Origin of the sequence: Crystallibacter degradans, from assembly GCF_012952295.1 — a bacterium.
GTDB classification, from domain to species: Bacteria; Actinomycetota; Actinomycetes; order Actinomycetales; family Micrococcaceae; genus Crystallibacter; species Crystallibacter degradans.
Genome location: NZ_JABBCH010000005.1, coordinates 145,014 through 164,641 on the forward strand (window position 1 = coordinate 145,014; position 19,628 = coordinate 164,641).

Consider the following 19,628-nt stretch of genomic DNA (forward strand, 5'->3'; position numbering starts at 1 on the left):
ATGCTATTCATCAGTAAGGGAGGCTTCCATGGGTCTACTGGAGACAATCCGTAATCCGCAGGACCTCAGCAAACTCAGCACCAGGCAGCTGGAGAGCCTTGCTGGGGAAATCCGCCAGTTCCTCATCACGAACGTGGCCCAGACCGGTGGGCATCTCGGGCCCAACCTTGGGGTTGTCGAACTGACCTTGGGAATCCACCGGGTGTTTGATTCGCCGCGGGACAGCATCGTCTTCGATACCGGCCACCAGTCCTATGTGCACAAACTGGTCACCGGCCGGCAGGACTTTTCCACGCTGCGCCAGGAGGGCGGACTGTCCGGCTACCCGGAGCGTTCCGAATCCGTGCACGACATCGTGGAGTCTTCCCATGCGTCGTCGTCGTTGTCCTGGGCCGACGGAATCTCCCGCGCCCGGAAGCTGAACGGCGAAGGTGAGCGCTATGTTGTCGCCATGGTGGGCGACGGGGCACTGACCGGCGGTATGGCTTGGGAGGCCGTGAACAATATCGCGGCCGACAAGGACCGCCGTGTCGTCATCGTTGTCAACGACAACGGCCGCTCGTATGCGCCCACGATCGGCGGCCTGGCAGACCAGTTGGCGGCCCTGCGCTCCACCATCGACAAGGTCCGCACGCACAAGGCGTACGAAGGAACCCTGGACTGGTGGAAGGACAGGCTGGAGAACGGCGGCGTGTTCTCGCAACTGGCCTATAAGAGCCTGCACGCCGCGAAGAAGGGCATCAAGGACTGGTGGGCGCCGCAAGGGCTTTTCGAAGACCTGGGGATGAAATACATCGGGCCCATCGACGGCCATGACATGGCCGCGGTCGAGGAGGCGCTGACGCAGGCCCGCAAGTACGCCGGCCCGGTGATTGTCCACGCGATGACCGAGAAGGGCCGCGGGTATGCTCCGGCGCGGGCCCATGAAGCAGACCAGTTCCACGCCGTCGGCGTCATCGATCCGGAGACGGGTGAACCGGTTGACGCCGGGGGAGTGCAGTCCTGGACCTCGGTCTTCGCCAGCGAAATCGCCGACATCGCCGATGAGCGCAAGGACATTGTCGGCATAACCGGTGCCATGCTGATCCCGGTCGGCCTGCACAAGTTTGCCGCGAACCATCCGGACCGGGTGATCGACGTCGGCATCGCCGAGCAGCACGCACTCACGAGCGCCGCGGGCATGGCCTACGGCGGGCTGCATCCGGTGGTGGCGCTCTATGCCACCTTCCTGAACCGGGCGTTCGACCAGTTGCTGATGGACGTTGCCCTGCACAAGGCCGGTGTCACCGTGGTCCTGGACCGGGCCGGCGTCACCGGCCCGGACGGGCCGAGCCATCACGGCATGTGGGACATGGCCATGCTGCAGATTGTGCCCGGGCTGCATCTGGCGGCGCCGCGAGACGCCTCCCGGTTGAGGGAAGAGCTGCGGGAAGCGGTCGCCGTCAATGACGCGCCCACCGTCATCCGCTTCTCCAAAGGCTCGGTCGGCTCGGAGGTCGAAGCCATCGAGCGGCTGAAGGACGGCGTCGACGTCCTCGCCCGCCGCCCGTCCGGCTCCACCGAAAACGACGTGCTCATCGTCAGCATCGGCGCCATGAGCGAGCTGGCACTGGAAGTCTCCAACCGGCTCGGCGCCCAGGGCATCAGCTCCACCGTGGTGGATCCGCGCTGGGTGCTGCCCGTGGCGCGGTCCATCATCGCGATGGCAGCGCAGCACCGGATCGTGATTGTGATCGAAGACGGCGTCCGTGCCGGCGGCGTGGGTTCCCGGATCCGGCAGGAAATGCGCGCCGAGGGCGTGGACACCGCGCTGAACGAGGTAGGTCTGCCGGTGGAGTTCCTGTCCCACGGGACACGGTCCCAAGTGATGGAACGCGTGGGCCTGACCGCGCGCCAGGTAACCCACGACGTCGTTGCCCAGGTCCTCGGAACCAAAGTGCCTTTCGCCCGGCCGCTGCCCGGCCAGGAAATGCCAACGGGCCAGATTCCCAAGATCCAGTGAGCGCGCCGGACTTCACTGCTCCCGGCGCGGCGCCTTCATCCCGTGCCCCGAAACGTATCGAACCAGGCGAACTGGTGGTGATGCGGAACAGGAAATGGAACGGCGAGCCCCACTGGGTGGTGCCGGGAGACTATCTGGGCGAGGACCGCTTTGGGCACTGGATCTCCCAGCCCGCCGGCTCCTTCGTGGCGAAGCCGGCCGTTGCCTTTTACGCTGCCTCCGACGCATTGGTGATGGTCCCGCACGACGGGCAGCATGTGGTGACATTCTTCGACGAGTTCCACCCGAAAAAGGTGGCGATCTACGTCGACATCGTCGCGGACATCCGGTGGCGGCAACTCGCTGCCGGAGTCGGGTACGAGGTCACGCTGATCGACATGGATCTGGACGTCATCCGTACTTTTGACGAGCGCGGGACCTGGATCGACGACGAAGACGAGTTCGAGGAACACCAGGTCCTCATGAATTACCCCGACTGGGCCGTCTCGGCGGCCCAGACGGAATGCAACAGAATCTATTCGGCGGTTAAAGACCGCGTACCGCCCTTTGACGGCACTGCCGACGACTGGTTTAGAAAGGCCCGCCCATGAGCTTTCTCCGGCTGTATAAGCACGACGACAAAGGAGTACTGCAGTTCCGCGAGGCCTGGTACGACGAAGACTACGGCCAGTTCGTGGTCAACCGCGGTACGGTAGGGCACCAGAGCACCACCCGGGAAACAAACAACGTGACCGAGGATGCTGCCGTGGCCCTGTTGGAGGCGTTCGCGGTCCAGTGCGCCGAGGACGGTTTTGCGGAGATCGCCAGGGAGGACCAGTTCTGGGTGATCGCGCAGTATGCGCTGAAGAGCAGCACCGGCACCGAACGTGACCAGTACCTGGAAGACAAAGCGACCCGGACCATCACCGAATTCTTCGCGTGGCGGGGGCTCGGTCTGGTGGACCGGTCCGAGTTCGCGCCGGGGAAATTGAACATCTTTACGTTGGCGCCTGACGCGGCTAAAGCGGTTGCGGGCCTGAAAACGTGCCTGCGCGAAGCGAAGCTGGACTTCACCAAGCTCAGTATCGGCGTGGCGCCCTACGCTGAACCCCGCGCCGTGAAGCAGAAGCATCCGCTGCCGGCAAAGGCACCCTTCAGCCTGGGCTAGAACGCCCGGCGTGGACGGTCATAGCTGGACGTCCTCCGGCAGAATCAGGCCGGCAGCCAAGGCCGGCTGGCGGTACGCGGTGGCGAGCGTGGCCACGGTGTGGTGGGCATTCAGGCCGCTGGGGTTGGGCACCGCCCAAAGCTCGGCTCCGCCAATCGTCTCCGGCTGGCGTCCGAGTTGTGCTCTGGGACGTCCGAAGCCGACGCGGTAGGCGGTAATCCCTGCCATCGCCACCACGCGTGGGGCGAGTGCGGCGACCTTGTCTGCGAGGCGCAGTGCTCCCTCTTTAAGCTCTTCCTTGTCCAATTCGTCGGCTCTGGCCGAGGCGCGGGGGACAACGTTGGTGATGCCGATACCGCGGGCTACAAGGTGGCTGCGGTCTTCCTCCGTCATTCCTTCTCCAGCGCGGATGAGGCGGTCCGTGATGCCGGCGGCTGCCAGCGCCGGATAGAAACGGTTTCCGGGGCGCGCAAAGTGCGTTCCGGTAGCGGCTGACCATAGGCCGGGATTGATGCCGACGAAAAGCAGGCGCAGCCCCGGACCCAGGAGGTCGGGAACCTCGGCATTTTGGTATTCGAGCAGTTCAGTACGTGTGAAGGCCACAGCTCAACTCTTCCACGGCCATTCAGCGTGGCAAAGCCAGAGGCCCGGCGCTCCATCGAATAGACGGCGCACCGGGCCTCTGGGCCGCCCGCATAGGCGGGATGGACGTGTCAGTCGGTACCGGCGTCGAACGCTGCGCGGTCCAGCGCCTCGTCGGCGGCGCGGCCGGCTTCATCGAGTTCGGCGGTATCGGCAATCTCGTCGGCGCCGCCGGCCTCCAGCGCGCCAACCAGTTCCGCGGTCGGCCCGCCCACCAGGCCCTGGGCGGCGTACTGCTCCAGCCGGGAGCGGGAATCGGCGATGTCCAGATTGCGCATGGTCAGCTGGCCGATCCGGTCCAGCGGACCGAAGGCGGCGTCGCCCACGCGCTCCATGGAGAGCTTGTCCGGGTGGTAGCTCAACGACGGGCCGCTGGTGTCGAGGATCGTGTAGTCCTCGCCGCGCCGGAGCCGGAGGGTGACCTCGCCGGTGACGGCCGAGCCGACCCACTTCTGCAGCGACTCGCGCAGCATCAGCGCCTGCGGATCCAGCCAGCGGCCTTCGTACATCAGGCGGCCCAGGCGGCGGCCCTGCGCGTGGTAGCTGGCCACCGTGTCCTCATTGTGGATGGCATTGAGCAGCCGCTCGTAGGCGATGTGCAGCAGCGCCATGGCCGGTGCTTCGTAGATGCCGCGGGACTTGGCCTCGATGATGCGGTTCTCGATCTGGTCGGACATACCCAGCCCGTGCCGGCCGCCAATCGCGTTCGCTTCGTTGACCAGGGCGACGGCGTCGGTGTACTCGGTGCCGTTGATAGCGACCGGACGGCCTGCCTCAAACCGGATGGTGACATCCTCGGTGGCAATCTCCACGTCGTCGCGCCAGAACGCCACGCCCATGATCGGCTGCACCGCTTCAAGGCTGGTGTCCAGGTGCTCCAGGGTCTTCGCCTCATGGGTGGCGCCCCAGATGTTCGCGTCCGTGCTGTAGGCCTTCTCGGCCGAGTCGCGGTAGGGGAAGTTGTGCGCGGTCAGCCACTCGGACATTTCCTGGCGTCCGCCCAGTTCGGACACGAACCGCGGGTCCAGCCACGGCTTGTAGATGCGCAGCCGCGGGTGGGCCAGCAGGCCGTAGCGGTAGAAGCGCTCGATGTCGTTGCCCTTGTAGGTGGAACCGTCACCCCAGATGTCCACGCCGTCCTCGCGCATGGCGCGGACCAGCAGGGTGCCGGTGACGGCGCGGCCGAGCGGCGTGGTGTTGAAGTACGCGCGGCCGGCGCTGCGGATATGGAAAGCGCCGCACGCCAACGCGGCCAGGCCTTCCTCCACCAGGGCGGGCTTGCAATCGATCAGCCGGGAGAGCTCGGCACCGTATTCGGTGGCGCGTCCGGGGACCGCGTCAATGTCCGGTTCGTCGTACTGGCCGAGATCGGCAGTGTAGGTGTAGGGAACCGCGCCGCCGTCGCGCATCCAGGCAACGGCAACGGAGGTATCTAGTCCGCCTGAAAAAGCGATGCCGACACGTTCGCCGACGGGAAGGGAAGTCAAAACTTTAGCCATGGTTTCGATGGTATGTGCAGTGACCCCCAAAGACAGAAGCGACCGCGCCGCTGACGCCTACGTGACGTGCTGGAAATCACCGGTCCGCCCGGGCCGCGGGTCCGTGCCGGGTAGGATTCGAGACGGGCCACACAAGCCAAGCGAAAAGGACGTAGTGATGGAATACCGCAGACTGGGCGCTTCAGGACTGACCGTCTCGGCAGTAGGACTCGGTTGCAACAATCTGGGCCGCAGCGGAACCCCCACCCAGACACAGGACGGGTCCACCGCCGTTGTCAATGCCGCGATAGACGCCGGCGTCACGCTTTTCGACGTCGCAGACACCTATGGGAAGACCGCCGGACTGAGCGAGGAGTTCCTGGGGAAGGCGCTGGGGCGGAACCGCGAGGGCGTCATTGTGGCCACGAAGTTCGGCATGGACACCCACGGGGCCAACGGGAATGACTTTAATGCCCGCGGTTCACGACGGTACATCGTCAAGGCCGCCGAGGCATCGCTGCGCAGGCTGGGCACCGAGTGGATCGATCTCTACCAGTTCCACACGCCGGACCCGCTGACCCCGATCGAGGAGACCCTCGCAGCACTGGATGACCTGGTCAGCAGCGGCAAGGTCCGGTACATCGGGCATTCCAACCGTGCCGGCTGGCAGATCGCGGAGGCGGAGTTCACCGCACGGATGCGTGGCTGCACCCGGTTCATCTCTTCGCAGAACCATTACAACCTGCTGGACCGCCGCGCCGAACTGGAAGTCATCCCCGCGGCGCAGGCCTACGGGCTGGGCGTACTGCCGTACTTCCCGCTGGCGAACGGGCTGCTGACCGGCAAGTACAAGGACGGCAAGGCACCGGAAGGCAGCCGCCTGACCCACTCGCGGACCAATCTGCTCAAGGACGCGGACTGGGAACAGCTCGGCGCGTTTTCCCGTTTCGCCGCCGGGCGCGGGCTGTCGGAAATCCAGGTGGCCTTCTCCTGGCTGGCAGCGCAGCCGGCCGTCGCATCGGTCATCGCGGGCGCCACCAAGCCCGAACAGATCCGGCAGAACGCCGGGTCCGCTTCCTGGCAGCCCACGACTGAAGACCTGGCCGAACTGGACGGGATTTTCCCTGCGGCGCCCAAAGTCGCCCTGTTTTAGCCCGCCATGACTGAATCTGAAGCAGCGGTACGGCTGCTGGTGGACAACGACACCGGTATCGATGACGCGCTGGCCCTGGTCTATCTGCTCAGCCTGTCCCACGTTGACATCGGGGTGCTGACCAGCACGCCGGGCAACGTGGCGGTGGAGCAGGTGGCACGGAACAATCTGGCCTTGCTGGAACTTTGCGGGCAGACCGGCGTGGAGGTCGCCGTCGGGGCGACCGCACCGCTGGAGATCCCCCTGACGACGACGCCGGAAACGCACGGGCCGCAAGGCATCGGTTACGCCGAACTGCCGGCACCGGGAGGCGCGGTTTCGCCGCATCATGCCGTTGACCTGTGGATCGAGGCCGTCCACCGCCATCCGGGGGAGCTGACGGCCCTGCTGACTGCCCCGCTGACGAACTTCGCGCTGGCCCTGCGGAAAGAACCCCGGCTACCGAAGCTGCTCAAACGCGTTGTCATCATGGGCGGCAGCTACTACTACCAGGGCAACACCACGCCGACGGCGGAGTGGAACACCCATGTGGACCCGCACGCCGCCGCCGAAGTCTTCGCGGCGTTCGAGGGCGAGCCCGAAGACCGGCTGCCGATTGTGTGCGCGCTGGAGATGACCGAACGCATCGAGCTGCGCCCTGAACATGTGGCGGAACTGGGCCGGAAAGCCGGCAGCGCGGAGGACGAACTGGTGCTGCCGGGAGATCCGGAAGGCCAACGCAGCACGGCCGCCAACCCGTTGCTGCGCTGCCTCTCCGACGCGCTGCGGTTCTACTTCGAGTTCCACCGCCACTATGACCAGGGCTATCTGGCGCATGTGCACGATGTCTTTGCCGCGGCTATCGCGGCCGGGACCGTGGAATACCGTACACGCCCGGCCACCGTACACGTTGAAACGGGCCCCGGTTTGCTGGCCGGAACGACTGTCGCCGACTACCGCGGACTCTGGGGCAGGAAGCCGAACGCCCGGATTGTGTCGTGGAACGATCCGGAGGCCACGTTCACCGAGGTGCTCGGCTCCATCGGGGCGCTGGCCCGGCGGATGGATTCCGCCGGCGGGTAGTTCTCGGCTGGATTCGCTAGACTGGATGACCGGGTCGAGGTGACATACGCCCAATCCCCATCAGCTTTTTCCAGCACTGAGGAATTTCTATGTCCACGTCCCTGACGCTGCCCTCGAACACCGGCAGCACGTTGCTGCGCTCCCGAATCCTGCCGCTGCTTGGCGCGGCCGTTATTGCCGCCACGTACCTGATGCTGGTTCTGCTCCAGCCGGTGGAGGCGGCCGCCGGCCTGTCCAGCTGGCCCGCCGTCACCGCCTTCGCCGGCTATCTTGCCGGTGCCATCCTGCTGCTGGTCGGCGTCCTGCCGCAGCTCCCGCCCTCGGCCGTGGCCATCATTCCGGTGGGCCTGGCCCTGAACATTGTCCTGGGCCAGTTCGTGGGCAGCACACTGGTGCCGCTCTATCTGGATTCCATCGGAACGGTCCTGGTGGGGCTGCTGGCGGGCCGCTCCGCCGGTGCGGCCACCGGCGTGCTGGGTTCGCTGGTCTGGTCCCTGTTCAACCCCACGGTGCTGCCTTTCGCCGCGGGAGCCGCCGCCATCGGCTACCTCGCGGGGACTGCCGGCCGTCTCGGTGTGTTGCGGCGCGTCTACTGGGCACCGGTGGCCGGCTTCCTGACCGGGGTCGTAGCCGCGGTGCTGTCCGCGCCCGTGGCCGCCTTTGTGTACGGCGGCACCTCCGGCGCCGCAACCGGCGCCCTGGTGGCCATGTTCCGGGCCATGGGCGACGGGCTTCTGGCGTCCATCACCAAGCAGGCGCTGATTTCCGATCCGGCCGACAAGGCCCTGGCATTCCTCGTGGCGGCGCTGCTGGTGGCGGCTCTGCCACGCCGGATCCGCCTGCAGTTCCCGCAGGTGCAGCGTCAGGCGTCGCGGCCCGGCGAATAGCGCTGCGGTATGATCCGGCTTCATCCCTTCACCGGGCTCGCCCTGGCCGTCGCAGCGGCGCTGCTCACGCTGGCCGCCGACCGTTGGTGGCTGAGCCTGGCCGTCACCACGGCCGCCGTCTGCCTGGCAGTCCTCGCGGGGACGGCCACCCGGCTGATACTTACGGCAGGGGCGGTGCTGGCACCGTTGTGGCTTTCGCAACTGATGGTCCACGCATTGTTCGATACCGCCGGCAGCGAGGTGCTCGTCACCGGCGGGCCCGTCCGGCTGACGCTCGAAGGACTAACGACGGCGGGTGGGCTGGGTCTGCGGGCGGCGGCCTTCGTCTCGGTTTTCCTGCTGTATTCACTGACCGTTGACCGCATTGAGCTGGTCCGGGCGATCGACGCGGCCCGCGTGCCAGCTCAGCTGGGCTACATTGTTGCGGCGACGCTTGCTCTGGTCCCGGCCACGGCCGACAGAGCCAGAGCCATCGAGCAGGCGCAGGCCGTGCGCGGCGCCGGCGATGGCAGCGGCGCGGTCGGCTGGCTGCGCAGGAAGCGGCTGCTCGCGGTTCCCTTGGTGCTGTCCAGCATTCAGGATGCCACCGAGCGTTCCGTGCAACTGCAGCTGAGGGGTTTTGCCGGCGGCTCCAGCCGGACGCAGCTCCACCCGGTTCCGGCGAGGAGCTGGGAGAAACCTTTCGGGCTCCTGGTGCTGTGCCTGGCCGCGGCAGCGGCAGTGCTCCTGGCCAGCCAGGGCGGCCGCTGATGGAGCTCGAGATCCTCAACTACCGGTATCCGGGCCACGAGGCACCGGCGATCTCCGGGGTGGGGCTGACGGTGGCACCCGCCTCGCTGACCCTGGTGGCCGGTGGTTCCGGCAGCGGCAAGAGTACACTGGCAGGGATCATGGCCGGGTACCTGCCAGGCCGGACCGGCGGGCAGCTGGCCGGGTCCATCAGCCTGGCAGGCCAAACCCTCAAGTACGACGGCGGGGCGCAACCTTACGTCGTCGACCTGCGGCAATGGGTGCGGCATGTTGCGTACGTACCTCAGAATGCGCGGTCCTACCTGTCCATGGTGCGTTCCACCGTGGAGGAGGAGCTGGCCTTCGGCCTGGAGAATGTGGGCGTGCCCCGGGCCGAGATGGCCGCACGGATCCAGTCCATCGCCGGGCGGTTCCACCTCGGCCCCTTACTGCAACGTGATCCCGCGCGGCTGTCCGGCGGGCAGGAGCGGCTGGTGGCCATTGCCGCAGCCGCCGTCACCGATGCAGGCGTGCTGGTGCTGGACGAACCTCTCGCCGGACTGGACGAGCCTGCCGCGGCCCGAGTGGCCGCCACGGTGAGGGGACTGCGCGACGCGGGCACCGCCGTCGTTATCCTGACTTCTGTCCTGGACACCCGGTTGTCCGATGCCGGGCACGCACTGCTGCTGGAGAACGGGCAGAGTGTGGCCGAAGGCATGCCTGCGGTGCGGCAGGGTGCCGAAGCGGCCGGGGTCGTGGTTCCCGGCGAACCTGCGCCGGCATGGGGCGGCACCAGCAGCCGATCGCCGGAACGTGCGGCACGGGGAGCCACGGTGGTCCCGGCGGGCGGCGGGCCAGGAGAGCCCGAAAGCACAGGCGGCGGCCCCGTCCTGCGCTACCGGAACGTCGGATTCAGCTACCCCGATCCGGAACGCAACGTACGGCGGTCACGACTGGCCCGCGGGCGCCGCCGCGATGTTTCCGGCGGAGCGGAACGGGCCGCGAAAAGACGGTTGCTGGACACGGTCAGATTTGCGGTGCACGCGGGGGAGTGCGTTGCCTTGACGGGACCTAACGGGACCGGCAAGACGACGCTCCTGAAGATGGCCCTGGGCCTGATCGCCCCTGATACCGGAAGCGTTTCGGTGGCCGGCCGGGACACGGCGGAAGCATCGGTGGGGCAGCTCGCGAAGACAGCTGGGCTGCTGTTCCAGAACCCGGCGGACCAGCTGTTCGAGCGGTCCGTCTTGCACGAAGTCTCCTTCGGCCCACCGGGTTCGCGGCCGGCTCCGGCAGCCGTCCGCCAGGCACTGGACGCGTGCGGCCTAACCGGGCTCGAGGACGAGCACCCGTACGAGCTGTCCGTCTCCCGGCGGCGGCTGGTCGCGCTGGCGACGGTGCTGGCGCGCCGGCCCGCCCTGATGGTGCTGGACGAGCCGACGGTTTCCCTGGACGGGCACGGCAGGAAGCTGCTGGGCAGGATCCTGGCGGCGGCGACGGGTGGCGGAGCAGCTGTCCTGCTGTCCACGCATGACAAGGAGTTCGCAGGCGCGCATTGCCAGCGGGTAGTGGAGCTGGGGCGACAGCACGCGCTTCCGCACGAAGCTGCCGCCCCGGAGGGTATCAGCGCCCCGGATGGAACTTCATTCCGTTGACCCGCTCCGCTGCGCCCACCTGGTCGAGGTAGGGCGTGATGCCGCCCAGATGCATCGGCCAGCCGGCACCGGTGATCATGCACAAGTCGATGTCCTCGGGGCCGGCCACCACGCCTTCTTCGAGCATCAGGCCGATCTCTTCGGCCAAGGCATCCTGGGTGGTGCGCAGCAGTTCCTCTCCGGTTACCGGGCTATTGCCGAACTGCAGCAGGTCCAGGGTCTCCTGCGGAATGTGCTTGCTGCCGTCCTCAGCGGTCTCCCACAGGGACGTTTTGCCGGCATCGATCAGGCGCTGCTGGTTGGCCGAGACGTGGAACCGCTCACCGAAAGCTGCGTGCAGTGATTCCTGGACATGCTGGGCCACCGGAATGCCGACCATCGCCAGCAGCGTGAACGGAGTCATCGGCAGACCCATCGGCCGCAGCGCCTCGTCGGCGGTCCTGGCGTCCGTACCGGCGTCGAAAGCGCGGCTGACTTCACCCATGAGCCGCAGCAGCACACGGTTGACCACGAAGGCGGCGGCATCCTGGACCAGGACCGCCGTCTTCTTCAGCTCTTTGGCCAGCGCGAAGGCGGTTGCCAGGACCGCCTCGTCAGTTTTCGGCGCGCGGACAATCTCCAGCAGCGGCATGAGCGCGACGGGATTGAAGAAATGGAATCCGACCAGCCGCTCCGGATGCTGCAGGTCCGCTGCCATCTCCGTTACGGACAGGGACGAGGTGTTGGTTGCCAGGATACAGTCGGGGGAAACGACTGCTTCTACTTCCGCGAACACCTGCTTTTTCACCGTGAGTTCTTCGAATACTGCTTCAATGACGAAGTCGGCATCGGCGAAGGCGTCCTTGCTGACGGAGCCCGTGACCAGGGCCTTGGTACGGTTGGCCGCGTCGGCGGACAGGCGCTTCCTGGCATGCAGCTTGTCTACCTCGGCGTGGACATGCGCCACGCCTTTGTCCACCCTGGCCTGGTCAATGTCCGTCAGCACCACCGGCACCTTGAGCTGGCGGGCGAAGAGCAGCGCCAGCTGGCTTGCCATCAGCCCGGCACCCACGACGCCGACCTTGGTCACCGGCCGGGCGAGCTTCTTGTCCGGGGCGCCGGCCGGCCGCTTTGACCGCCGCTGGATAAGCTCGAGGAAAGCGTAGACGGTATTGCGGAAATGCTGGGTCTGCATCAGTTCGGTCAGTGTTTCCACCTCAGCCGCGGCCGATTCCTGCTGCGTCCAGTCCCTGCCTTGTTCCAGCAGGTCCAGCAGCTTCCCGGGCGCGGGGGCTGCGTTGGACGTCTTGGCCTCCACAAAGACACGGCCCCTGGCGACGGCGGTGTCCCAGTCGGCGTCGTCGTAATTGGCTCTGTCGGCGCGACGTTCCTTCACGGCCTGGAGAGCCTGGGCGTCGCCGGAAATGATCTTCGCAGCCCAGGCCAGCGACTGCTCGAGGAAATCCGCCGGTTCGAACAGGGCGTCCGCGATGCCCAGTTCGTACGCGGCTGAGCCGTTGAGCATCTTGTTGTTGCTCAACGCATTTTCGATCATGACCTTGACCGCGTTCGCAGGCCCGATGAGCCGCGGCAACCTGTACACGCCGCCCCACCCCGGCACCAGGCCCAGGAACGCCTCCGGCAGGCTGATCCCGTTGGCACCGGTGGAAACCGTCCGGTAGTGGGCCGCGAGGGCAATTTCGAGGCCGCCGCCCATCGCCGCACCGTTGATGAACGCAAAGGTGGGGACGTCCATACCGTTCAGGACGCCGTAGACCTCATGGCCCAGCTGTGCCATCCGGCGTCCGGACCCTGCGTCCTGCAGCGAGCCGACGGCGGATAGATCCGCGCCGGCCACCAGATAATACGGTTTGCCGGTGACCGCGACTGCGTCGATCTCGCCTCGGCCCGCGCGGTCGCGCAGCTCTTCCAGCGCGAGGCCCAGTTCCACCAGGGTGTTGGGGCCGAGGGTGGTGGGTTTTGAATGGTCAAGGTCATTGTCCAGCGTGAGCAGGGCCAGGGTAGCTCCGCCAGGCAGGTGCACGTCGCGGACGTAGGAGTGGGTGACCGTCTCGTCCGGGAAGCGGCGGGCCAGGGACTGGAAATTGGCGGTGCTCATGCGAGGTCCTTTCCTGCGGTGCTGGCGACAGCCGCTGCAGTGCTGCTGCGCAAGCTGTAGTCCTGATGGTGGGGGTTCTCCCAGATGACCGCGGCGCCCATACCCAGGCCGATGCACATGGTGGTCAGTCCGTAGCGCACGGTGGGGTCTTCTTCGAACTGCCGCGCCAGCTGCGTCATGAGCCGCACGCCGGAGGAAGCCAGCGGGTGGCCGACGGCGATGGCGCCGCCGTACCGGTTGACACGCTCATCGTCCTCGGCAATGCCGAAGTGGTCCAGGAAGGAGAGCACCTGCACGGCGAAGGCTTCGTTGATCTCAAACAGACCGATGTCGGCAATATCCAGCCCCGCTTGCTTGAGCGCCTTTTCGGTGGCGGGAACCGGACCAATGCCCATCACTTCGGGCTCGACTCCGGCGAAGGCGAAGGAGACCAGCCGCATCCTGACCGGCAACTCGAGTTCGGCGGCCGTTTCGGCCGATGCCAGCAGCGCTGCCGTGGCGCCGTCGTTCAACCCCGCCGCATTACCTGCGGTCACGCGGCCATGGGCGCGGAACGGGGTGCGGAGTCCGGCCAGTTCCTCAACCGTCGTTTCGGGGCGCGGCGGCTGGTCCGCGGTGTGCAGGTCCCAGCCCTGTCCCGGCTTTTTGGCAGCCACCGGCACCAGATCCGGCTGGATCCGCTGGCCGGCATAGGCGGCGGCCAGCTTCCGCTGGCTGGCCTCCGCGTAGCTGTCGGACCGTTCCTTGGTGATCGAGGGGAAGCGGTCGTGCAGGTTTTCCGCCGTGTTTCCCATGTTCAGGGCGGCGGGATCCACCAGCCGTTCGGACAGGAAACGCGGGTTGGGATCGGCGCCCTGTCCCATCGGGTGGTTGCCCATGTGCTCCACACCGCCGGCAATAACGACGTCGTAAGCGCCGAAGGCGATCCCGCTGGCCGTCGTCGTCACGGCGGTCATGGCCCCGGCACACATCCGGTCGATGGCGAAGCCCGGGACGCTCTTGGGCAGGCCCGCGAGCAGCGCCGCTGTGCGGCCAATGGTCAGACCCTGGTCCCCGGTCTGGGTTGTGGCGGCGATGGCCACGTCGTCGATCCGGGCTGCAGGCAGGGACGGATTGCGGCGCAGCAGTTCCCGGATGCATTTGACTACCAGGTCATCGGCGCGGGTTTCTGAGTAGATTCCCTTCTCGCCTGCCTTGCCGAAGGGTGTTCGGACGCCGTCGACGAAGACGACCTCCCTCAAATGCCGGGCGGGATTCGTAGCGCTCACCAAGGAACTCCTTTTTGAGATGTGGGACACAAACAGCTGCCAGCATTATGTTACCCGCGGGTAACATAAGCGGCAAGCCGGGAAATGTCCTTGGTTCTCGCAGGAGGTGCGGCGCCGCGCTCTCAGCGTTTCCGGGGGCTCGTCTTCGGGTCCGCTTCGTCGGTCTTAGGCCTGCGTTCGGCCAAGGGCTCCGGGTGCAGGAACGCGTCGGTTATCACCGGCACGACCAGCTCGCGTTGCCAGTTTCGTGCGCCCAGGTCCCGCAGGGCTTCGGCAATGGAGCCGGCGGTCACCGGGGCCGGAGGACGCCAGGCTATCCGGCGTAGATAGTCCGGTGTCAGCAGGTTTTCCACCGGCATCTGGAGTTCCTCCGCCAAGGCGGCCAGCCGGGGCTTGGCCGTCTGCAGCCGTGCTGCGGCGGCCGGGTCCTTGTCCGCCCATACACGGGGTGGCGGCGGAGCGTTGGTGGGCATGTGCAGTTCCGGCAGTTTCTCGAGGCGCCGGGCGGCATCGATGCAGCGGAGCCAACGGGGAGCTTCCCGCTGGGCCGCGCGGCCATGGAAGCCGTTGACTGCGAGCAGCTGGGGCACCGTTGCCGGCATGGCCTTGGCTGCGGCGACCACCGCCGAATCCGGAATCAGCCGCCCGGGGGCAACGTCGCGTTTTTCTGCCAGCTGCTCGCGTTCCGTCCAGAGTTCGCGCACCGCGGCTAACTGGCGTCGATCGCGAATCTGGTGCAGTCCGGAGGTGCGTCGCCACGGGTCGGTTCTCGGCTGAGCGGGAGGGGCTGCCAGCAGTGCCTCGAATTCCTCTTCGGCAAAGGGCAGTTTCCCCGACTCTTCCAGGACCTCGACGAGGGCTTTGCGGAGCTCAATGAGCACTTCAACATCCAAGGCGGCGTAACGCAGCCAAGGCTCCGGCAACGGCCTGGTGGACCAGTCCGCTGCTGAGTGTTCTTTGGCCAGGGTGAACCCCAGCAGGTTCTCGATCACTGCGGCAAGCCCGACACGGGGCAGGCCGGCGAGCCGGGCCGCGAGTTCAGTGTCGAAGAGCTTGTCCGGCCACATGCCCAAAGCCGCCAGGCACGGCAGGTCCTGGGTGGCGGCGTGCAGAATCCATTCCACACCGCGCAAGGCGTCGTTGATGACCTCGAGATCATCGATGGGTTCCGGGTCGATCAGCCAGGTGCCGGCGCCTTCGCGGCGCAGCTGCACCAGGAAGGCGCGTTGGCCGTACCGGAAGCCCGATGCGCGTTCGGCGTCGACCGCTACCGGCCCGGCACCGGCGGCGAGAGCCGCGGCGGCACGCTGCAGTCCTGACGGGGTGGAAATGACCAGCGGGACCCCTTCGCGTGGAGCGGTCAGTTCGATCAGCTCGGGAGCGTCCTGCTCCGGTTCGTCTGAGGCGGTTGCTGTGCTGTCTGCACGGCGGGAAGCCGCGGCAGACGAATCCGAAGTCAAAAACGTCATGGTTATACCAGTCTAAGGGCAGGTCAGTTCCGGCGCCGGTTAGGCAGCGACGAGACACCCTCGGGCAGGGGCGGCAAACCGGCGAAGGTGCAGACCATGTCGGACCACGCCTCCAGATGGGACTGGATATCCGCCGAGTCCGGAGTCCACGAGGCTCTGAGCTCGATGTCGATCGCGTCCTGGTTATCCGAAAGCGAACCAAAGCTTTCGGAGAGGATCCTGGTGGCCGTGCCGCCGGCATTCCGGTAACGGGCGCCGTGGTCGTGCAAGGCGTCCACCAGCCAGGTCCACGCCACGGAGCCGAGCAACGCATCGTTGCCCATGTCGGCGTCGAGCTCGGCGCGAATATACGTCACAATGCGGAAGGTCCCGTCCCAAACCGCGGAGCCATCCGGATCATGCAGGAGAATGAAACGGCCGGTTGCGAGTTCCACGTCTGCGGTCTCCCGGAGGGCGGCGATGACGGGACCGTGCGCGGGACGCCGGCCTGCTGCCGCCGGCTGGATGACCTCCGCGCCAAGCGCCACTGCATACGGAGCCAGTCTCGACGGAGCAGGCAGTTCCGCCAGTTTGAGTTCATTGCGGCAGTTGGCCCGGCGCAACGCGGCCAGGGCAGTCAGGAAGTCCGCGGGTGCCGCGGAGAGATCGCCAATCGCACTCACTCTTCCAGATTAAAACCGTGCGGGCTGCCCGGAACGCGAGGCGCGCCGTTGGTGCCGGATCGTTATGCGCCCAGCTCGTTCCGGATAGCCGCGGCGAAAGCATCGATATCTTCCTCCGTGGTGTCGAAGGAGCACATCCAGCGGACCTCGCCGCGGGACTCGTCCCAGTCGTAGAACCGGAATTGCTGCCGCAGCCGGTCTGCCGCTCCGGCGGGCAGGGTGGCGAAGACGGCGTTGGCCTGGGTCGGCTGGGTCGGCGTCACGCCGTCAATACCTTCCACGGCGGAACGGAGCCGCGCGGCCATGGCGTTGGCATGGGCAGCCGAGCGCAGCCACAGATCGCCGTCGAGCAAGGTGAGGAACTGGGCGGAGATGAAACGCATCTTGGAGGCAAGCTGCATGTTCATCTTCCGCAGGTACGTCATGCCCTGAGACGCCTCAGGGTTCAGGACCACCACGCATTCACCGAAGAGCAGCCCGTTCTTGGTCCCGCCGAAGGAGAGGATGTCGACGCCGGCGTCGGTGGTGAAGGTGCGCAGATCCGTCCCCAGTGCTGCGGCGGCGTTTGCCAGCCGGGCTCCGTCCATGTGCACTTTCATGCCGTGGCCGTGGGCGTGTTCGGCGATGGCGCGGATTTCGTCAACGGTATAGAGCGTGCCGAGTTCGGTACTTTGGGTGATCGACACTGCCAGTGGCTGCGCGCGGTGCTCGTCGCCCCAGCCCCAGGCCTCCCTGTCGATCAGCTCCGGGGTGAGCTTGCCGTCGCCGGTGGGCACGGGGAGCAGTTTGATGCCGCCCACGCGTTCCGGAGCACCGTTTTCGTCCACGTTGATGTGCGCGGTCGAGGCGCAGACCACGGCCCCCCAGCGCGGCAGCAGTGACTGCAGGCTGAGGACGTTGGCACCGGTGCCGTTGAAAACGGGAAAGGCCTGGGCCTGCTCGCCGAAGTGCGAGGCGATGACTTCCTGCAGCCTGGCGGTGTAGCCGTCATCGCCATACGCGACCTGGTGTCCGCCGTTGGCATGCGTGAGCGCGGTGAGCACTTCCGGGTGGACGCCCGAGTAGTTATCCGACGCGAAGCCGCGCACGGACTGGTCGTGCAGGGAAGCGGACAGCAGCGAGGAGTCATTCACAGTAGATATATTCCTTTTCCGGTAGGAGAAAGTTGGAGTCGGCAGCGTTTAGACGAGCGGGATCCGGCGGCCATTGATTTCGGCCGCGGGCCTGCCGAACAAATTCTTCACTGCCGCGGCCAGGTCCGCAACGTCGGTGAATCCGGTGAACGGCTTCTCAGGGTTCCCGGCGCGCATCCGGTCATCCACCAGCGCCTTAATGACAAGTACGACGGCGGCCGAATGCTCAGCTTCGGCTGTCTCCTTCGCACCGGGGCCGGCTGCCTGGTCGCGGCGGAACCCGTCGGCCACGGAGAACATCCAGCTTTCGGCAGCGGCCTTGGCCGCGGTGTAGTTGGCGCCGCCGGCGGTGGGGGAGCCCACCGCGGTGGCCGAGACGATGACCGCCCTGCCGTGGGGCGACGCGGCCAGGTCGTCGTAAAACGTGCGGGTGGTGTTCCGCAGGGTGGTGATCAGGTTCCGGTGCAGGAAGTCCCAGTCCTCGTCGGCCTGCCCGGCGATACCCTTGCCGCCGCGCCAGCCGCCCACCAAATGGACTAACCCGTCGATGCTGCCGGCTTCGGCGTCTACCCGCGCCGCGAGTTCCCGGACAGCCCCCGGATCGGCAAGGTCGCAGACGAAGGTGAGCACGCCGTCGTCGTTCGCATAGGCGTTTTGTAGGTGTTCGGGGTTGCTGCCGACGGCGATCACCTGCGCGCCAGCTGCCCGCAGGGCCGCGGTAACGGCCTGTCCCGAGGAGCCGGACGCGCCCGCCACCAGGATGCGCAGCCCGGACGGAATGCCGGCGCTTGTGCTGGGAAGTTCTGTCATGCGGCAGCGCCCGTAATGCCGGAGGTCGATTCGATCACGGTTTTCATCTTACGGTTCAGCGCCTCGTAGAACATGGAGAGCGGGAATTCATCATCCAGCACCTGGTCCGTCAGCTCGCGGGGCAGCCCGGACAGCGGCAGGGCGTCCGGTCCCTTGGCCCAGACGGAAGCCGGGTGCGGTGTCAGCGTCTTGGTCAGCATCTCGTACGCGGCCAGCCAGTGCGCGGTCTTGGGGCGGTCGATCGAACGCCAGTACAGCTCCTCGATCTGCTGTCCCAGAGCGACGACGACGTCCGCCACGTTGTCCCAGTCGATGCTCAGCTTGCCGTCGGTCCAGTGCAGCACGTGGTGCTGGTGCAGCCAGGCGAAGAGCAGTTGGCCGCCGAGACCGTCGTAGTTGCGCACCCGGTTGCCGGTGATGGCGAAGCGGAAGATCCGGTCGAAGATGACGGCGTACTGGACCAGACGGGCGTGCCGGCGGATTTCCTCGGACGCATGCAGGTCATTCTGGAGCCGCACGCTCTCCCGGAAAGCGGTCAGGTCGCAGCGCAGTTCCTCCAGCGAGTATAGGAAGTAGGGCATGCGCTGTTTGATCATGAATGGATCGAACGGCAGATCACCGCGCATATGCGTCCTGTCATGGATCAGATCCCACATCACAAAGGTTTCTTCGGCCAGCCGCTGGTCCGCGAGTAGATCGGCAGCCTCCTCGGGCAGCTGGAGCGACGTGATGTCCGCTGCGGCGCCGACGACCTTGCGGAAGCGGGCCGCCTCACGGTCGGCGAAGATGGCCCCCCAGGTGAAGGCAGGAGTTTCCCGCACTGCCACCGTTTCCGGAAACAGGACGGCCGAATTGGTGTCGTAGCCCGCCGTGAAATCCAGGAAGCGGATGGGCACGAAGAGCTTGTTGGAGTATTCGCCCGCCTCGAGGTCGGCGATGAAGTCCGGCCAGAGGACCTCCAGGAGCACGGCCTCCATCAGCCGGTCGGTGCTGCCGTTCTGGGTGTACATGGGGAAAACCACCAGATGGACCAGCCCGTTGCTGCGCTGCTGCTGCGGCTGGAACGCCAGCAGCGAATCCAGGAAGTCCGGCACGCCGAACCCGGTTGCCGACCAGCGGCGGAAGTCCTGTTGGAGCAGACGCAGGTAATCGCCGTCGTGGTCGAACATCGGCGCCAGTTCGGCGATGGCCGACACGATCGTCTCGGTGTGCACGGTTGCCTCGGCATGGTGCGCGGCATCCGGAATGGAACCGTCATGGACCTGCAACGGACGGAGCCCGCTGGCGGCTGCCTTCAGTCGCAGCCAGGCCGGATGCAGTTCGGGCCGCATATCGTTTGAGTGCATGGTCTCGGTAGTGCTGGTGGTGATGCTCATGGTTGCCTTCCTTCCGGCAGCGGTTCCCTAGCGAAACCGCGGAGGGGGACTTCTTAC

17 protein-coding genes are annotated in these 19,628 nt (G+C 66.6%); 8 read left to right on the forward strand and 9 right to left on the reverse strand.

Annotated elements, in window-relative coordinates; genetic code table 11:
• Positions 1-28 precede the first annotated feature (28 nt).
• From dxs to HGO92_RS10875, 3 genes are read left to right on the forward strand one after another with little or no spacing between them, the layout of a single operon-like run.
• Positions 29-2,002, forward strand: coding sequence for a 1-deoxy-D-xylulose-5-phosphate synthase (gene dxs / locus HGO92_RS10865; protein ID WP_169994648.1), 1,974 nt, complete (start codon positions 29-31; stop codon positions 2,000-2,002).
• Positions 1,999-2,592 carry a DUF402 domain-containing protein gene (locus tag HGO92_RS10870; RefSeq protein ID WP_346768922.1) on the forward strand — a complete coding sequence of 198 codons (594 nt, stop codon included), beginning with the start codon at positions 1,999-2,001 and terminating at the stop codon, positions 2,590-2,592. The genes dxs and HGO92_RS10870 overlap by 4 nt, the downstream gene beginning before the upstream one ends.
• Positions 2,589-3,149 (forward strand): hypothetical protein, encoded by a 561-nt coding sequence (locus HGO92_RS10875; RefSeq protein WP_169994650.1) that lies wholly within the window; start codon positions 2,589-2,591, stop codon positions 3,147-3,149. The genes HGO92_RS10870 and HGO92_RS10875 overlap by 4 nt, the downstream gene beginning before the upstream one ends.
• 18 nt (positions 3,150-3,167) lie before the next feature.
• Here HGO92_RS10875 and HGO92_RS10880 read toward each other — a convergent pair whose 3' ends face one another.
• Positions 3,168-3,752 (reverse strand): uracil-DNA glycosylase family protein, encoded by a 585-nt coding sequence (locus tag HGO92_RS10880; protein WP_169994652.1) that lies wholly within the window; start codon positions 3,750-3,752, stop codon positions 3,168-3,170.
• A gap of 110 nt (positions 3,753-3,862) precedes the next feature.
• Positions 3,863-5,290 (reverse strand): argininosuccinate synthase, encoded by a 1,428-nt coding sequence (gene argG, locus HGO92_RS10885; protein WP_169994654.1) that lies wholly within the window; start codon positions 5,288-5,290, stop codon positions 3,863-3,865.
• Positions 5,291-5,444: 154 nt separating this feature from the next.
• Here argG and HGO92_RS10890 point away from each other — a divergent pair, with 154 nt between their 5' ends.
• From HGO92_RS10890 to HGO92_RS10910, 5 genes are all read left to right on the forward strand, one after another.
• Complete coding sequence (locus tag HGO92_RS10890) at positions 5,445-6,422, forward strand: aldo/keto reductase (protein ID WP_169994656.1); 978 nt, start codon at positions 5,445-5,447, stop codon at positions 6,420-6,422.
• A 6-nt stretch (positions 6,423-6,428) separates the two neighbouring features.
• Complete coding sequence (locus HGO92_RS10895) at positions 6,429-7,484, forward strand: nucleoside hydrolase (RefSeq protein ID WP_169994658.1); 1,056 nt, start codon at positions 6,429-6,431, stop codon at positions 7,482-7,484.
• Between the two features lie 89 nt (positions 7,485-7,573).
• On the forward strand, positions 7,574-8,371 hold the full coding sequence (locus tag HGO92_RS10900; RefSeq protein ID WP_169994660.1) for an ECF transporter S component: 798 nt from the start codon (positions 7,574-7,576) through the stop codon (positions 8,369-8,371).
• Between the two features lie 9 nt (positions 8,372-8,380).
• A complete protein-coding gene (locus HGO92_RS10905) occupies positions 8,381-9,121 on the forward strand; it encodes an energy-coupling factor transporter transmembrane component T family protein (protein ID WP_169994662.1) in 741 nt (246 codons plus the stop codon).
• Complete coding sequence (locus HGO92_RS10910) at positions 9,121-10,755, forward strand: ABC transporter ATP-binding protein (protein WP_169994664.1); 1,635 nt, start codon at positions 9,121-9,123, stop codon at positions 10,753-10,755. The genes HGO92_RS10905 and HGO92_RS10910 overlap by 1 nt, the downstream gene beginning before the upstream one ends.
• On the opposite strand, the gene HGO92_RS10915 is transcribed toward HGO92_RS10910, so the two are convergent.
• The 7 genes from HGO92_RS10915 to HGO92_RS10945 all read right to left on the reverse strand — a co-directional run bounded on the left by HGO92_RS10915 (position 10,724) and on the right by HGO92_RS10945 (position 19,541).
• Complete coding sequence (locus tag HGO92_RS10915; protein ID WP_169994666.1) at positions 10,724-12,853, reverse strand: 3-hydroxyacyl-CoA dehydrogenase NAD-binding domain-containing protein; 2,130 nt, start codon at positions 12,851-12,853, stop codon at positions 10,724-10,726. The two genes, HGO92_RS10910 and HGO92_RS10915, sit on opposite strands and share 32 nt — an antisense overlap.
• A complete protein-coding gene (locus tag HGO92_RS10920; RefSeq protein WP_346768923.1) occupies positions 12,850-14,121 on the reverse strand; it encodes a thiolase family protein in 1,272 nt (423 codons plus the stop codon). The genes HGO92_RS10915 and HGO92_RS10920 overlap by 4 nt, the downstream gene beginning before the upstream one ends.
• Before the next feature lie 122 nt (positions 14,122-14,243).
• Entirely contained in the window at positions 14,244-15,590 is a 1,347-nt protein-coding gene (locus tag HGO92_RS10925) for an HRDC domain-containing protein (protein ID WP_169994669.1), read from the reverse strand.
• 23 nt (positions 15,591-15,613) lie between these two features.
• Positions 15,614-16,252 (reverse strand): DUF3000 domain-containing protein, encoded by a 639-nt coding sequence (locus tag HGO92_RS10930; RefSeq protein WP_440915773.1) that lies wholly within the window; start codon positions 16,250-16,252, stop codon positions 15,614-15,616.
• 62 nt (positions 16,253-16,314) lie between these two features.
• Positions 16,315-17,385: a beta-eliminating lyase-related protein gene (locus HGO92_RS10935; protein WP_169994671.1), complete on the reverse strand. Its 1,071-nt coding sequence runs from the start codon at positions 17,383-17,385 to the stop codon at positions 16,315-16,317.
• Between the two features lie 48 nt (positions 17,386-17,433).
• Entirely contained in the window at positions 17,434-18,195 is a 762-nt protein-coding gene (locus HGO92_RS10940; protein WP_169994673.1) for an SDR family NAD(P)-dependent oxidoreductase, read from the reverse strand.
• Positions 18,192-19,541, reverse strand: coding sequence for a DUF6421 family protein (locus tag HGO92_RS10945; protein ID WP_169994884.1), 1,350 nt, complete (start codon positions 19,539-19,541; stop codon positions 18,192-18,194). The genes HGO92_RS10940 and HGO92_RS10945 overlap by 4 nt, the downstream gene beginning before the upstream one ends.
• Positions 19,542-19,628 lie beyond the last annotated feature (87 nt).